Source organism: Vibrio sp. C8 (genome assembly GCF_054051265.1).
On sequence record NZ_JBPAOE010000033.1, the window covers coordinates 109827 to 124032 of the forward strand.

The 14206-nt window shown below is 43.9% G+C and carries 14 protein-coding genes; 5 read left to right on the forward strand and 9 right to left on the reverse strand.

Features of this window, described 5'->3' with window-relative positions; all coding sequences use genetic code 11:
- Window positions 1-24 precede the first annotated feature (24 nt).
- The 4 genes from ACRQQK_RS14785 (at window position 25) to crp (ending at window position 3150) form a co-directional block, all read left to right on the forward strand.
- Window positions 25-1005 (forward strand): hydrolase, encoded by a 981-nt coding sequence (locus ACRQQK_RS14785; protein WP_457512642.1) that lies wholly within the window; start codon window positions 25-27, stop codon window positions 1003-1005.
- Window positions 1006-1099: 94 nt separating this feature from the next.
- On the forward strand, window positions 1100-1309 hold the full coding sequence (locus ACRQQK_RS14790; protein ID WP_457512644.1) for a YheU family protein: 210 nt from the start codon (window positions 1100-1102) through the stop codon (window positions 1307-1309).
- Window positions 1310-1404: 95 nt separating this feature from the next.
- Window positions 1405-2274 carry a phosphoribulokinase gene (locus ACRQQK_RS14795; protein ID WP_457512645.1) on the forward strand — a complete coding sequence of 290 codons (870 nt, stop codon included), beginning with the start codon at window positions 1405-1407 and terminating at the stop codon, window positions 2272-2274.
- 243 nt (window positions 2275-2517) lie between these two features.
- On the forward strand, window positions 2518-3150 hold the full coding sequence (crp, locus tag ACRQQK_RS14800) for a cAMP-activated global transcriptional regulator CRP (protein WP_004728582.1): 633 nt from the start codon (window positions 2518-2520) through the stop codon (window positions 3148-3150).
- 103 nt (window positions 3151-3253) lie between these two features.
- Here the strand turns inward: crp and ACRQQK_RS14805 are convergent, their stop codons facing one another.
- The 5 genes from ACRQQK_RS14805 to ACRQQK_RS14825 all read right to left on the reverse strand — a co-directional run bounded on the left by ACRQQK_RS14805 (window position 3254) and on the right by ACRQQK_RS14825 (window position 9082).
- A complete protein-coding gene (locus ACRQQK_RS14805; RefSeq protein WP_457512648.1) occupies window positions 3254-4057 on the reverse strand; it encodes a 2-oxoadipate dioxygenase/decarboxylase family protein in 804 nt (267 codons plus the stop codon).
- Between the two features lie 151 nt (window positions 4058-4208).
- Entirely contained in the window at window positions 4209-5666 is a 1458-nt protein-coding gene (astD, locus tag ACRQQK_RS14810) for a succinylglutamate-semialdehyde dehydrogenase (RefSeq protein ID WP_457512650.1), read from the reverse strand.
- 20 nt (window positions 5667-5686) lie between these two features.
- A complete protein-coding gene (gene astA, locus ACRQQK_RS14815; RefSeq protein ID WP_457512652.1) occupies window positions 5687-6706 on the reverse strand; it encodes an arginine N-succinyltransferase in 1020 nt (339 codons plus the stop codon).
- Window positions 6707-6790: 84 nt separating this feature from the next.
- Complete coding sequence (locus ACRQQK_RS14820) at window positions 6791-8002, reverse strand: aspartate aminotransferase family protein (RefSeq protein WP_457512653.1); 1212 nt, start codon at window positions 8000-8002, stop codon at window positions 6791-6793.
- Between the two features lie 501 nt (window positions 8003-8503).
- A complete protein-coding gene (locus ACRQQK_RS14825) occupies window positions 8504-9082 on the reverse strand; it encodes an aminodeoxychorismate/anthranilate synthase component II (protein WP_457512836.1) in 579 nt (192 codons plus the stop codon).
- Between the two features lie 192 nt (window positions 9083-9274).
- Here ACRQQK_RS14825 and ACRQQK_RS14830 point away from each other — a divergent pair, with 192 nt between their 5' ends.
- Entirely contained in the window at window positions 9275-10549 is a 1275-nt protein-coding gene (locus ACRQQK_RS14830; protein ID WP_457512655.1) for an NAD(P)/FAD-dependent oxidoreductase, read from the forward strand.
- A 79-nt stretch (window positions 10550-10628) separates the two neighbouring features.
- On the opposite strand, the gene trpS is transcribed toward ACRQQK_RS14830, so the two are convergent.
- From trpS to ACRQQK_RS14850, 4 genes are all read right to left on the reverse strand, one after another.
- Window positions 10629-11648: a tryptophan--tRNA ligase gene (trpS, locus tag ACRQQK_RS14835; RefSeq protein ID WP_457512657.1), complete on the reverse strand. Its 1020-nt coding sequence runs from the start codon at window positions 11646-11648 to the stop codon at window positions 10629-10631.
- A gap of 136 nt (window positions 11649-11784) precedes the next feature.
- Window positions 11785-12465 carry a phosphoglycolate phosphatase gene (locus tag ACRQQK_RS14840; protein WP_457512659.1) on the reverse strand — a complete coding sequence of 227 codons (681 nt, stop codon included), beginning with the start codon at window positions 12463-12465 and terminating at the stop codon, window positions 11785-11787.
- 35 nt (window positions 12466-12500) lie between these two features.
- On the reverse strand, window positions 12501-13175 hold the full coding sequence (gene rpe / locus ACRQQK_RS14845; RefSeq protein WP_457512661.1) for a ribulose-phosphate 3-epimerase: 675 nt from the start codon (window positions 13173-13175) through the stop codon (window positions 12501-12503).
- Between the two features lie 185 nt (window positions 13176-13360).
- Window positions 13361-14182: a Dam family site-specific DNA-(adenine-N6)-methyltransferase gene (locus tag ACRQQK_RS14850; protein WP_457512663.1), complete on the reverse strand. Its 822-nt coding sequence runs from the start codon at window positions 14180-14182 to the stop codon at window positions 13361-13363.
- Between the last annotated feature and the right edge of the window lie 24 nt (window positions 14183-14206).

Consider the following 14206-nt stretch of genomic DNA (forward strand, 5'->3'; position numbering starts at 1 on the left):
TTATATTAATTTGATGGTTGGACGATGACTCAGTTTGTTGCCGCTACAGGCTTGAAGAACCCACATTTACAGACATTAGTCCCGCGCTTTATACGTAAGAAGGCGCTGTTTGAACCTGTCTGGCAGACACTCAATACACCTGATGGTGATTTTCTCGACTTAGCGTGGAGTGAAGAACCACATAGTGAAAACGCAGCGAAAAAGCCCATTTTCATTCTATTTCACGGTCTGGAAGGTTGCTTCTATAGCCCTTATGCCAATGGGTTAATGCAAGCCTTTGCCAAAGATGGCTGGTTATCGGTCATGATGCACTTCCGTGGTTGCAGCGGTAAGCCTAATAATTTGGCTCGCGCATACCATTCCGGTGAGGTAGAAGACGCCCGTTTTGTTCTGGAATATCTAAGAGAACAGTTTCCGAATAGCACTATCGTCGCAACAGGCATTTCACTGGGTGGCAACATGCTGGTGAACTACTTGGCTGATTACAATGAAGATCCAATAGTCACAGCTGCAACGGTAGTTTCCGCCCCCTTGGATTTAGCGGCTTGCGCTCAACGCATTGAACTCGGTTTTTCAAAAATCTATCGCCGCTATCTAGTTTCATCACTTAAAAACAGTGCCATGAAAAAGCATCATCTGCTCAAAGGTGAACTAGGGCTTTCCTACCAGAGCATTAAACGCGTTACTCACCTCAGTGATTTCGATGACCTAATCACAGCACCACTGCATGGATTTAAAAACTCGCAAGACTACTACGAGAAATGCTCTGGCATTAACAAACTACAGCAAATTAAAGTACCCACTCAGATCATTCACGCTAAAGACGACCCATTTATGAATGATTCTGTGATTCCCAAATTTATCCTACCTGACAACATCGACTATCGCTTGTTTGAACAAGGCGGACACGTTGGCTTTGTATCCGGAAGCATCCTAAAACCAGAATTTTGGTTGGAAAAAGCGTTGCCTGCTTATTATGAAAGCTTGAAAGACGCTCAAGATTAAGCATGCGCCAGCAATGAAGAAATTCACACGCCAGTTAATAGACTGGCATGCGTTATATTAACGAAACTACATTAAGTAGAATTACGAGCAAGTTATGATTGTACCTTGGCAAGATATTGCACCAGAAACATTGGAAAACCTCATCACTGAATTCGTGCTCAGAGAAGGCACAGATTATGGTGAAGTTGAAGTTTCTCTGGCGCATAAAATCGACCAAATCAAAGCATTACTAAGAAGCGGTGATGCGATGATTGTTTATTCTGAATTACACGAAAGTGTTGATATCAAAGTTAATAATCGATAATCAGTGACAATTGAGATTCCATGTTATAGTGGCTTCAACTTGGGCGATGATGATATTTCAGCGCCTTATTTTAGGATTTTTAGACAAGGTTAGTCATGTCAGCAAAACACCCAATTATTGCCGTAACCGGTTCATCAGGTGCAGGCACTACTACAACGTCAGAAGCATTCCGTAAAATGTTCAATATGATGAGTGTTAAACCCGCTTGGGTTGAAGGTGATAGCTTTCACCGTTTCACTCGTCCAGAAATGGATATTGAAATCCGCAAGGCCCGAGAGCAGGGTCGTCATATCAGCTACTTCGGTCCAGAAGCCAACGACTTTGGCGCTTTGAGCGAATTTTTCCGTCAATACGGAAAAGCAGGTACAGGCCAAATCCGACGCTATCTGCATACCTTTGACGAGGCAGTTCCCTACAATCAAATGCCCGGAACATTTACTCCATGGCAAGAGCTTCCAACCAGTACAGACGTACTCTTCTATGAAGGGTTACATGGCGGTGTGGTAGATGGTGAGGTTAATGTGGCGCAGCATGTCGATTTCCTGATTGGCATGGTACCTATTGTTAACCTTGAATGGATTCAAAAGTACGTCCGTGATACTCGCGATCGGGGACACTCGCGCGAAGCCGTGATGGATTCTATCGTCCGCTCAATGGATGACTATCTCAATTACATCACACCACAATTTTCACGCACGCATATTAACTTTCAACGAGTTCCAACTGTAGACACATCCAACCCACTGAATGCCAAAGGCATCCCTAGTCTGGACGAAAGTTTTGTAGTCATTCGCCTACGTGGCATTAAAAATGTCGACTTCCCATATCTACTTGCAATGATCGATGGCTCTTTTATGTCCCGCCATAACACCATTGTGGTTCCGGGAGGAAAAATGAGTTTTGCTATGGAATTAATCGTAAGACCAATCCTACAGCAACTTATTGAAACGGGGAAAATTGGCTAATCGAAACAAGGTTTATGCGTTTAGTTCCGATACCGTGACCATGTGCACATTTTTGCGTAAAAAATCAAGGTATGGACACGATTAAAATCAAGAAAATGTCGCTGAAAAAGGATACTATTCTTAACCGAAACACAAGATAGCTTGCAGCGACCATAAAGTCCTCTTATTCTAGTAAACCTATTTTAAGCTTTGCTAAATAATATGGATAGCAGCAAGCGTACCCTGCAGAGGAAGTGAGATATTATGGTTCTAGGTAAACCTCAAACCGACCCAACATTAGAGTGGTTTCTTTCACATTGTCACATTCATAAGTACCCTTCAAAAAGCACGCTGATTCACGCGGGCGAGAAAGCAGAAACTTTGTACTACATTGTTAAAGGTTCTGTTGCGGTACTGATTAAAGATGAAGAAGGAAAGGAAATGATCCTTTCTTACCTAAACCAAGGTGATTTCATCGGTGAACTTGGCTTGTTTGAAGAAGGTCAAGAGCGTACAGCATGGGTTCGAGCTAAATCTCCATGTGAAGTTGCAGAGATTTCATTTAAGAAGTTCCGCCAGCTTATCCAAGTTAACCCAGATATTTTAATGCGTCTTTCTGGTCAAATGGCTCGTCGTCTACAAGTAACAAGCCAGAAAGTTGGTGACCTTGCGTTCCTAGACGTAACAGGCCGCATTGCACAAACGCTTCTTAACCTAGCGAAACAGCCTGACGCAATGACTCACCCAGACGGCATGCAGATCAAGATTACTCGTCAAGAAATCGGTCAAATCGTTGGCTGTTCTCGTGAGACAGTAGGTCGTATTCTGAAGATGCTTGAAGAGCAGAACCTAATTTCAGCTCACGGTAAGACTATCGTTGTGTACGGAACTCGTTAATAGCTAACGCTATTACACAAAATTCAAAAGCCACCTTCTGGTGGCTTTTCTTTTTGCGGCTCTATTAACGAATGCATAAAGCTCGGTAAGTTATCTCTCTCTACTAAGCAAGAGATTTACTATCGGTACTCTCGAAAATCTTATCTGCAGATGCAGCTACGAAGCCTGTATATAGCTCTCCGTTTGCCATTGGATAACGCTTAGCAAACTCGTAGAAGCCACCAGGTACCGTTTCAGTACCATCACTGAATACTACTGGAACTTTATCTGCCATAGTTGAAGACTGCTCAAGCAGTACTTCTGGTGTTCCTTTCACTTCACCGCCCGATTCATTGATAGTAAAACCTGCGCCACGTAAATGGTCATTCACTTGTTTTACTTCTGTAAATGCCTTGAGCTGGTTTACGTTAACCGTAAAGTGGTTCGCTCCATAACCATGGGCCGCTAACCAAGAAGCGTACTCGCTCTCTTCTGCTAGCAACTGGTAATCAGCAAAGCTAATGTCCCACAAACGACCACCATAAAGGAATGCATCACCTTCGAGCTTAGTTGCATCGACTTGCTCAACCAACTTCGCAACGATCTCTTGTAGCTGTGGTGAACACTCTTCAACTTTCAGTTCACTGATGAATACTTTTGGCTGAAGAGGATCCGGATGTTCAAAGTGTTTTGCAACCAGTTTTTTGCTTTCAAAAACATAGTCACCACAATCTTTGTATCCGAGGGCTAAGAAAGGTTTTGCTAACGTCGCCAAACCTAGCGGCGCAACATTAAATGTGCGCAAAGCAATATGGTCATTGATTAGCGCTTCACCTTCTTCTAACAGGCGATGAACTTTATCTGCAGAAGGGCAAAGGCGAGTGATGTAATCATTCCACAATGATTGAAACAGAACTTCTGGTGTCATATTGCCTCCTTGGCTTCATGAACACGACGTATTGGATTGGAAAAAGAGGTTACATAAAGCAGATTACTACTGTTTATCGAGTTTAAGTCGTTATTGATTTTCAGTTTTAGACAAACAGGCTTCACCTTTCGATGAAGCCTGAATAACTTTGTTATAGCTCAACACCTGGGCTTAGTGTCGCCGGAAGCTCGGTTGCAGAACCTTCCATCGACGCCATTGGGTATGCACAGTAGTCCGCAGCGTAGAATGCACTTGGACGTAAGTTACCCGAAGCACCTGGACCACCAAATGGAGCATCACCACTTGCACCCGTTAGCTGACGGTTACGGTTCACGATACCGGCACGAATATGGTCAACAAAGTATTCCCACTCCGCATCTTCTGTTGTCACTAAGCCAGCAGAGAGACCAAAGCGAGTATCGTTAGCCAGCTCAACCGCTTGCTCTAGAGTTTGGTAGCGCACCAATTGCAGTAGTGGGCCGAAGTACTCTTCATCAGGAAGCTCTGCGATAGCAGTAACATCAACAATACCCGGAGATACAAATGCAGCACCTTTACTTTGCGCTTCAACAAGGCTGTTACCGCCTAAAGATTGTAGGTTGGCTTGGGCATTAAGAATGAAGTCCGCCGCCGCTTTAGAGATTTGAGGCCCCATAAATGGTGCTGGCTCAGCAAATGGCTGATCCATGCGCAGCTTCTTCGTCGCTTCAACTAAGCGAGCAACCAGTTCATCACCTTTCGCACCAACAGGAACGTACAGACGGCGTGCACAAGTACAACGTTGACCAGCACTGATAAATGCAGACTGAATAATGGTGTAAACCGTTGCGTTCAAATCACCAAAGTTCTCAGAAATCACCATTGGGTTATTGCCACCCATTTCTAGCGCCAGCATCTTGTCTGGCTGGCCAGCAAACTGGCGATGAAGAATGTGGCCCGTGTTGGCACTACCCGTAAACAATAGACCATCAATCCCTTTAGACTGAGCCAGAGCAATACCTGTCTCTTTGCCGCCCTGAACTAGGTTGATAACGCCTGCTGGTAGACCAGCGGCTTCCCAGAGCTTCATAGTGACTTCTGCCGTCCATGGTGTTTGCTCTGACGGTTTGAACACAACGGTATTACCCGCAAGAAGAGCAGGAACAATGTGCCCATTCGGTAAGTGGCCTGGGAAGTTGTAAGGACCAAACACGGCCATAACACCCAGTGGGCGGTGACGAAGTACAATTTGGTTGCCCGAAGCTTCACGCACGGTTTCACCAGTGCGGTCATGGTACGCACGAATAGAGATAGCAATTTTACCGGCCATCGCTGCCGCTTCAGTGCGAGTTTCCCAAATAGGTTTACCCGTTTCTTTCGCGATCACTTCTGCAATTTGCTCGCTGTTCTCTTTAATTTTTTCAGCAAAAGCGACAACCACTTTTTCACGCTCTGCGTAAGGCAGTTTTTTCCAGCTAACAAATGCATTGCGAGCAGAAACAACGGCTTCTTCTACTTGCTCTTGTGTTGCACTTTGACCTTTCCAAATGACCTCATTGTTATAAGGGCTTAAAGATGAAAGTATTTCACCTTTGCCTTCTAACCATTGTCCTGCGATCCACTGAGTCATGATGTGTTCCTTAAATACTTTTACTGAGCCAAAATTCGAATAAAGTCGCCATTATCTACTTTTAGTGCATTCGCTACTTTTGGAGAGATAATTGCGCTGCCGTTTTCACGGTTGAATGCTGCTTTTGCGGCGGTCGCTCGAAAGTTTTCAAACGATGTATTACAGATTAAAAAGTCTTGCGAGCTTGAGTGTTCAGCAATAATGACTTTCACTCGAACTGAGTTGCGTACTGAATCGATATTGTTGATATCACACTCCACGCTTGGGCCCGCATCAAAGATGTCGACATAATTGCGACAGGTAAACCCTTCCTTCTCCAGTAACTTAAGAGCAGGTCGTGTCTTTTCATGCACCTGACCAATTACTTGCTGTGCTTCTTTGCTGAGCAAGTTGATATATATCGGCAGCTTAGGCATCAAATCGGCAATAAAGCCTTTCTTGCCAATGCCAGTAAGATAATCAGCCATGGTGAAATCAATTGAGAAAAAATGTTCTTGCAGCCATTGCCAAAATGGTGAGTTGCCATCTTCATCCGAGACGCCACGCATCTCAGCAAAAATGGTCTTAGAGAATCGATGTGGGTGTTCAGCCATCATCAAAAATCGGCATTTAGACATTAGTCTGCCGTTGAGACCTTGACGAAATTCAGGGCGCAAAAACAGTGTGCAGATCTCCGAACAACCAGTGTAGTTATTACCAAAAGTCAGTAACTTAACCACATTGTTTACATTCAGCTTTGGTGATGAGTGCACTATGGTGCTGATGTGATAGGAATAAAACGGAACATCCCAACCGACAGCGGCTTCAATTCCTGTTGTGCCAGCCACTTCACCCGTTTCTGAATCAAAACCGACCATCAAGTAACCTTCATCCGATGGTGAAGTAACATCTGGTTTAGTAAAGCTGTATTCAGAGTGTTTTATACGGTTGGTTAACAGTTCTTCGTTAACCGGTAATGAAGTGAAACCATGACCAGATTCAACAGCACAGGTGTGCAACGCGTCGTAATCCGACATAGCAATTGGGCGAACAACTAGCATCAATACTTCCCTCCAGATGCATTTGGGGCCTAATCATTAGGCCCCAGTAGGCTCACAAAATAGAGTGAGCCTAATAGCTTAGTTTTACATAAGTGATGCGATTGCTTTATCCAAACGCGCTAAGCCTTCTTCAATTTCTTCTTTTTCGATAATGAGTGATGGTGTCATACGTACCACGTTTGCACCTGCCATCAGAATCATCAGACCTTCTTTACCAGCGGCAACAAGAATGTCACGCGCACGTCCTTGCCACTCTTCAGTCAGAGCTGCACCAAGCAGTAAACCTTTACCACGGACTTCAGAGAACACATTGTATTTCGCATTGATCTTCTCTAAACCTTCACGGAAAAGAGCTTCACGCTCGATAACACCCGCTAGAGTTTCAGGCTGGCTAATAATGTCTACAACTGCTTCTGCTACTGCGCAAGCCAATGGGTTGCCACCGTAGGTAGAACCGTGTGTACCTGGTTTCAAGTGCTCTGCCAGTTCAGTGGTCGTTAGCATTGCGCCGATAGGAAAACCACCGCCTAGAGACTTAGCAGTGCTCAAAATATCAGGAGTAATGCCTAGTCCTTGATAAGCGAAAAAGTGACCAGTACGACCGTTGCCCGTTTGAACTTCATCGAAAATCAGTAGCGCATTGTGCTTATCACACAATTCACGAACAGTTTGAATGAACTCAGGTGTTGGAGAGACAATACCGCCTTCACCTTGGAGTGGCTCGATCATCACAGCACAAGTACGATCGGAAATGTGTGCACGCAACGCTTCAACGTTGTTGTACTCAAGGTGAGTAATATCACCCGGTTTTGGACCAAAGCCATCAGAGTAAGCCGCTTGGCCACCGACAGTAACGGTAAAGAAAGTACGACCGTGGAAACCTTGTTTAAAGGCGATGATTTCAGATTTTTCAGGGCCGAATTTATCTGCAGCATAACGACGAGCTAGTTTTAGGGCTGCTTCGTTTGCTTCTGCACCAGAGTTTGAAAAGAACACTTTTTCTGCAAAGCTGACTTGTGTCAGTTTCTTTGCCAAACGCAATGCAGGTTCATTTGTCATAACGTTACTTAGGTGCCAAAGCTTGTTGCCTTGCTCAGTCAACGCTTGAACCAACGCAGGATGACAATGACCTAAACAACTCACAGCGATACCACCAGCAAAGTCAATGTACTCTTTACCTTGTTGGTCCCATACTCGTGAGCCTTGTCCCTTAACCGGGATGAATTCCATCGGGTTGTAACAAGGTACCATTACCTCATCAAACAGACCGCGTTCTACATTAATTTCAGTTGTCATTGTTCGTCCCTTATCGATACCGCATGCTTTGTAGATCGTCGACCTAACTACAAAAGTATAAGCTTGAAATTTTGTATTGCATTTCAGTTAATGCAGCATTGTATTTACAAATTATTAACTATTTCAATAGTGATTTATCCTTTACCAGCCTTTTTCTGGCTAATAAATGACATCACCGTTGAGTATTTATGCAACAAGCCATCGCTTTTATGAAGTATTTTCTTTGTTTCGTCACAAAATAATTGCTAGGAACCTATATGAGATAAGGCATTTAACTAAATCAAGATGAAATATCACGAATAAAATTTCATCAGAAATAAATCGTAATTTTGATATTAAGAAAATGAAGAATAGTGATCGAGGTCAGGAAAAGTTTACTTATTTGCTACCAAAAATTTGTACAACAGCAGTAATTGCTCCAGATATAACTATTGCCCAGTAATTAGACCTGAGAAATACCCTCAATCTGCGACAAATAGTTTCACTTGCCAGTATCAGGTTCTAGCGACGCAGGAAATTGGCAAGTAGCTCGTGGCCCTGCTCTGTCTTGATCGATTCAGGATGAAACTGAACTGCATCAATCGGTAAGTGCTTATGCTGATAGCCCATGATTTCATCCAAACTACCGTCAGGTAGCTCAGTCCATGCGGTTAATTCTAAACATTCTGGTAAAGAATCTGTTTTCACGACCAAAGAGTGATAACGAGTAACGGTAAGAGGATTATTCAAACCGGCGAAGACACTTTTACCCGTATGTTTAATCGGGGAGGTTTTCCCATGCATCACTTGACGAGCACGAACCACTTCACCACCAAAAACCTGTGCTATCGCTTGGTGCCCAAGACAAACACCCAGTATCGGTAATTTTCCAGCAAAGTATTCAATCGCTTTTAAAGAGATGCCAGCTTCATTTGGCGTACAAGGCCCTGGAGAGATAACAAGATGGGTAGGTTTCAAAGCTTCAATTTGTTCTAAGGTAATCTCATCATTGCGTACAACTTTCACGTCAGCACCAAGCTCGCAGAAATATTGGTACAAGTTATAGGTAAAAGAGTCGTAGTTATCGATGATGAGTAGCATAAGCCCAGATATCTGTTGCAATGAAAACACCCCGCATTCTACGAATCCATTGCTAAGATTCAATCAATAAGTTTACTCCTGTTACATGAAGAATCGCTCTCTGCGCACACTTTTTGAACAATTCCACTCTCTCTCAATATTAATTAGCTAACATTAAATTAGATAAATCTAATTAAATGAAGGAGCGAGAGCATGAAAAGGACAATAGTTATCGGTGCTGGTTTAGGCGGTATGTCAATCGTGTATGAACTGAGGCAAAAGTTGCCCAAAGACCATGAAGTTATGATCATTAATGAAAGTGAAGAGTTTCACTTTATTCCATCAAACCCTTGGGTTGCGTTAGGCGAAAGAAAAAAAGAACAGGTCGTACTCGATCTCAGACCTTATGTGGATAAATTCAATATCCCATTCAATACCTCTGGGGTTGCAGAGATCTTACCGAAAGTGAAACGCTTAATCACAGGTGACGGTAATGAATACAGCTATGACTATCTGGCTATTTGTACTGGGCCTAAGTTGGCATTCGAAGCCGTAACAGGTGCCGGACCGGACAACGGATTTACTCATTCGATCTGTACTGTCGACCATGCTGTGAAATCACATCAGGCATTAGAAGAGTTGGTTAAAAATCCCGGCCCTGTACTTGTTGGTGCATTACAAGGGGCAAGCTGCTTCGGCCCTGCATACGAATACATTCTTTCATTGGAAACTCATCTGCGTAAGCTCAAAGTCAGAGATCAAATACCCATTACCTTTGTGACCAGCGAACCTTATATTGGTCATATGGGATTGGGTGGTGTCGGTGACTCAAAAGCGCTTATGGAGCATGAGTTCCGTGAACGCGGAATCAAATGGATATGTAACTCTAGGGTCAAAGAATTTGAATCGGGTATGGCACATATCGAAGAACTCAACCGCAAAGGCGAAGTGGATTTCGAGCATAACCTCCCCTTCTCCATGGCGATGTTCTTACCTCCATTTAAAGGTTCTCCAGCTATAGCGGCTGTTCCTGAACTGTGTAATCCGAAAGGTTTCGTTATTACGGATCAATTCCAGCGCAGCCCTGTTTACCCTGAGATATTTGCCGCTGGTGTTTGCGTTGCGATTCCACCATTGGAAGAAACGCCCGTGCCAGTGGGCGCGCCAAAGACCGGTTTTATGATTGAATCGATGACCACAGCCATTGTCGAAAACATTCTTAGCCTAGAACGAGGCGAAGAAATGCATACCAAACCTACGTTGAATGCTCTGTGTTTGGCAGACATGGGCGATAAAGGCGCTGCGTTCATTGCTCTTCCACAGAACCCTCCGCGTAATACCAACTGGACCTCAATGGGACAATGGGTACACATTGCGAAAATTGCTTATGAGAAATACTTCCTCTACAAAGTTAAAAAAGGCACCAGCGAGCCTATTTATGAGAAGTACATTCTCAAAGCCGCCGGAATTACTCGAACTAAAGAGTAATCCAGATACGTCAGATACAACAAAGGCCAGCAAATGCTGGCCTTCTGATATTGAAACCGATTATCGGTGCAACATGAAATTAGTATGGGCGCGCAACGAAACCAACAGCTTCGTAAACTTGCTTCAGCGTTTGTAGTGCACGAGCCGACGCCTTTTCCGCGCCATCACGCATAACACTGTTTAAGTATTCGCGATCGTTACGGATACGTGCATATTCCGACTGCACAGGTTCAAGCATAGCAACCAAAGCTTCGCCGACATCTTTCTTAAACGGACCGTACATTTCAACGCCTGCATACTCTGCTTCAATCTCAGCAAAAGTTTTACCTGTTGCTGCAGAGTACAAGCCCATAAGGTTAGAAATACCCGCTTTGTTCTGCACATCGTGTGCAATACGTGGCGGTGTTTCTGTATCGGTTTGTGCTTTGTTGATCTTCTTGATGATCGACTTAGGGTCTTCCAGCAGAGTAATTACGTTTTTACGGTTATCGTCTGATTTAGACATTTTCTTCGTCGCATCCTGCAAGCTCATCACACGTGCATTGACCGTTGGGATGTAAGGCTCTGGTACTGTGAAGATTGGCGCTTCTGGCGAATAGATGTTGTTAAAACGCGTTGCAATATCACGCGCCAACTCTAAGTGTTGTTTCTGATCACTGCCTACCGGCACTTGATGCGCACCATATAGCAGAATGTCCGCAGCCATAAGCACTGGGTAATTAAATAGACCAGCGTTCACATCGTTAGCGTAACGTGCTGATTTGTCTTTAAACTGAGTCATACGACTCAGCTCACCCATTTGAGTGTAGCAGTTCAATACCCAACCAAGTTGAGCATGCTCCGGTACGTGAGACTGAACAAAAAGCGTGCTCTTCTTCGGATCAACACCAACTGCCAAACAAATCGCCAACGCGTCCAGAGTTGCTTCATGCAGTGCTTTAGGATCTTGGCGAACCGTAATTGCATGTAAATCAACAACGCAGTATTGGCAATCATAGTCATCTTGCATTTGTTGCCATTGACGTAGAGCACCCAAGTAGTTACCGATACTTAGTTCGCCGGATGGCTGAACACCACTCAATACGATGGGTTTGCTCATGGGTATGATTTCCTTGTTACTAATAAGAATAAAGGTCTAACAATCTAATGCGCTGATTCGGTCTATGCCCGATTATTTCAGCGCGATTTAGCAGTGTACTCATTAACGAGTATTTTTCTAGTTTAGAAAATGGTTTTTATGCTGAAACTGCAACGATATCGAGTAATTGTGCAATATCATCAGCGACAAAATCTGGCTTAGCATTCGCAATCGGCTCACCGTGGTTGTAACCGTAAGTTAAACCAAATGAAGCACAGCCCGCGTTTTTCGCCGCTAGAATGTCGTTCTTAGAGTCGCCTACCATCAGCATTTGGCGAGCATCAACTTGGTGCTTTTCCAAAAGCCAGTTTAAAGCCATAGGGTCAGGCTTTTTATTTGGGAAAGTGTCACCGCCTATCACGTCAGTAAAGTACTGAGCAATGTTGTGTTGTTCCAGAACATGAGGAACAAACTTTGATGGTTTATTGGTAACCAACGCCAAAGTGAAACCTGCTTGATGCAAAGACGCCAAAGTCTCTTTTACATTGCTGTAAAGGTGACTTAGCTTGTGCCCTGTTTTTTCGTAAAAATCATCAAATAGCTCACGAGCTTTTGCATGTACATCTTTATCCAATTCAGGATCGATCACTAGGCTGCGGCTCAGAGTTCTGCCGATAAGAATATCAGCTCCGTTGCCAACGTAATCTCTCACTTCAACTTCAGTGACACCAGGGTAACCTAACGCTTGTGCAGCTTGGTCTGCTGCAACGGCTAAATCTGGAACGCTATCTAATAAAGTGCCATCTAAATCAAAAGCTATCAGCTTAATTTGGTTCACTATCTACTTCCCTAACTTTCTCTTTGTATTAATAATTATTTTTCAACACGAGCCAGTTCAGCGCGCATGTCATCAATGACTGCTTTGTAATCTGGTTGGTCAAAAATAGCTGAGCCAGCAACAAACATATCTGCGCCTGCTTCAGCGATTTCACGAATGTTATCCACTTTCACGCCACCATCCACTTCTAGGCGAATGTCACGGCCACTTTCATCAATCAACTTACGCACCGCGCGCAGTTTATCCAAAGTATGAGGAATGAATGACTGGCCGCCAAAACCAGGGTTTACTGACATGAGCAGAATCATATCCACTTTATCCATCAGGTAATCCAAGTGGCTTAACGATGTCGCAGGGTTTAGAACCACGCCCGCTTTACAGCCGTGTTCTTTAATCAGTTGCAGTGTACGGTCAACGTGCTCTGAAGCTTCCACATGAAAAGTAATCATCGATGCGCCCGCTTTAGCAAAATCAGGGATGATGCGGTCGACTGGCTTCACCATCAAATGCACGTCGATTGGCGCGGTAATGCCATAGTCACGCAGAGCTTTACAAATCGGAGCACCAAAAGTCAGGTTAGGTACATAGTGATTATCCATCACATCAAAGTGCACAACGTCAGCACCCGCTGCGAGTGCTTTTTCGACATCTTCTCCCAGACGAGCTAAATCTGCGGAAAGAATGGATGGAGCAATGAGAAAATCGTTCATACCTGACCTCTTAGGCTTATTGAATGGAAGCTGAACACAATGTGTGCGTCATTCTACCTAAGGGAGGCTGGAGATCCTAGCGTTAAGGTTTTTTCGTTTATCGAAGAAGAGATGTATCAGGAAGAGACTTAAGGAAGAATCGTCTAAGGAAATCTTCCCTTGCTTTTAACAGCGAATTACGACCGTTAAGAACCCGCTTTGAACAGAGCCAGCAGCTCGTCCACTTTGTTACGTCCAGAACCGTTGCGGCTAATGGTACGCTTCACTTTAACTACATTTAGCTGGGCACCGTGGTACAAACGGCGAGTCAAAATTGTATCGTGGTTAGAAATCAAGACTGGAATATTACGTTCTGTCGCGGTTTTCTCAGCGATATCCGCCAAAGCAGCCTGGTCATCTAACGTAAAACCGGCACCTGAATAAGAGGTGAAATTCGCCGTGTTTGATAATGGTGCATATGGTGGATCGCAATAAATCACACTGTTGCTAGCAGCTTTACGAAATGTCTCTTCGTAGCCTGCACAGATAAAGGTGGCTCTCTGCGCTTTCTGAGCAAAGAACTCCAGTTCTGATTCAGGGAAATAAGGCTTTTTATATGAACCAAATGGGACGTTGAATCCGCCTTTTTTGTTGTAACGGCAAAGACCGTTAAAACCAAAACGATTCATATATAAGAATGCCAGTGAACGATAAAGAACATCATCAGTACGATTAAACTGTGAACGAACATCGAGATAGAACTCTTTGCGATTATTCTCAGCCACAAACCAACGTTTGGCTTCTGAAATGTAGTACTGTGGATTCTCTTTCAACAGATTGTAGAGATTAACCAAGTCTGGGTTGATATCTGCCAACAGATAGTGCTTATACTCTGTGTTCAAGAATATAGAACCAGCACCAACAAATGGTTCGACCAACTCTTCAGCAGATGGTAAGTGGCGTTGTATGTCTTCGACTAGGCCATATTTACCACCAGCCCATTTCAGAAAGGCACGCTGCTTTTTCATCTACTGCTCTAATTCTTTACCACA

What these genes read in the sequence shown, in the direction of transcription:
- ACRQQK_RS14785 (WP_457512642.1), top strand. Translation starts at nt 25, where the DNA reads ATGACTCAGTTTGTTGCCGCTACAGGCTTGAAGAACCCACATTTACAG.
- ACRQQK_RS14790 (WP_457512644.1), top strand. Translation starts at nt 1,100, where the DNA reads ATGATTGTACCTTGGCAAGATATTGCACCAGAAACATTGGAAAACCTC.
- ACRQQK_RS14795 (WP_457512645.1), top strand. Translation starts at nt 1,405, where the DNA reads ATGTCAGCAAAACACCCAATTATTGCCGTAACCGGTTCATCAGGTGCA.
- crp (WP_004728582.1), top strand. Translation starts at nt 2,518, where the DNA reads ATGGTTCTAGGTAAACCTCAAACCGACCCAACATTAGAGTGGTTTCTT.
- ACRQQK_RS14805 (WP_457512648.1), bottom strand. Translation starts at nt 4,057, where the DNA reads ATGACACCAGAAGTTCTGTTTCAATCATTGTGGAATGATTACATCACT.
- astD (WP_457512650.1), bottom strand. Translation starts at nt 5,666, where the DNA reads ATGACTCAGTGGATCGCAGGACAATGGTTAGAAGGCAAAGGTGAAATA.
- astA (WP_457512652.1), bottom strand. Translation starts at nt 6,706, where the DNA reads ATGCTAGTTGTTCGCCCAATTGCTATGTCGGATTACGACGCGTTGCAC.
- ACRQQK_RS14820 (WP_457512653.1), bottom strand. Translation starts at nt 8,002, where the DNA reads ATGACAACTGAAATTAATGTAGAACGCGGTCTGTTTGATGAGGTAATG.
- ACRQQK_RS14825 (WP_457512836.1), bottom strand. Translation starts at nt 9,082, where the DNA reads ATGCTACTCATCATCGATAACTACGACTCTTTTACCTATAACTTGTAC.
- ACRQQK_RS14830 (WP_457512655.1), top strand. Translation starts at nt 9,275, where the DNA reads ATGAAAAGGACAATAGTTATCGGTGCTGGTTTAGGCGGTATGTCAATC.
- trpS (WP_457512657.1), bottom strand. Translation starts at nt 11,648, where the DNA reads ATGAGCAAACCCATCGTATTGAGTGGTGTTCAGCCATCCGGCGAACTA.
- rpe (WP_457512661.1), bottom strand. Translation starts at nt 13,175, where the DNA reads ATGAACGATTTTCTCATTGCTCCATCCATTCTTTCCGCAGATTTAGCT.
- ACRQQK_RS14850 (WP_457512663.1), bottom strand. Translation starts at nt 14,182, where the DNA reads ATGAAAAAGCAGCGTGCCTTTCTGAAATGGGCTGGTGGTAAATATGGC.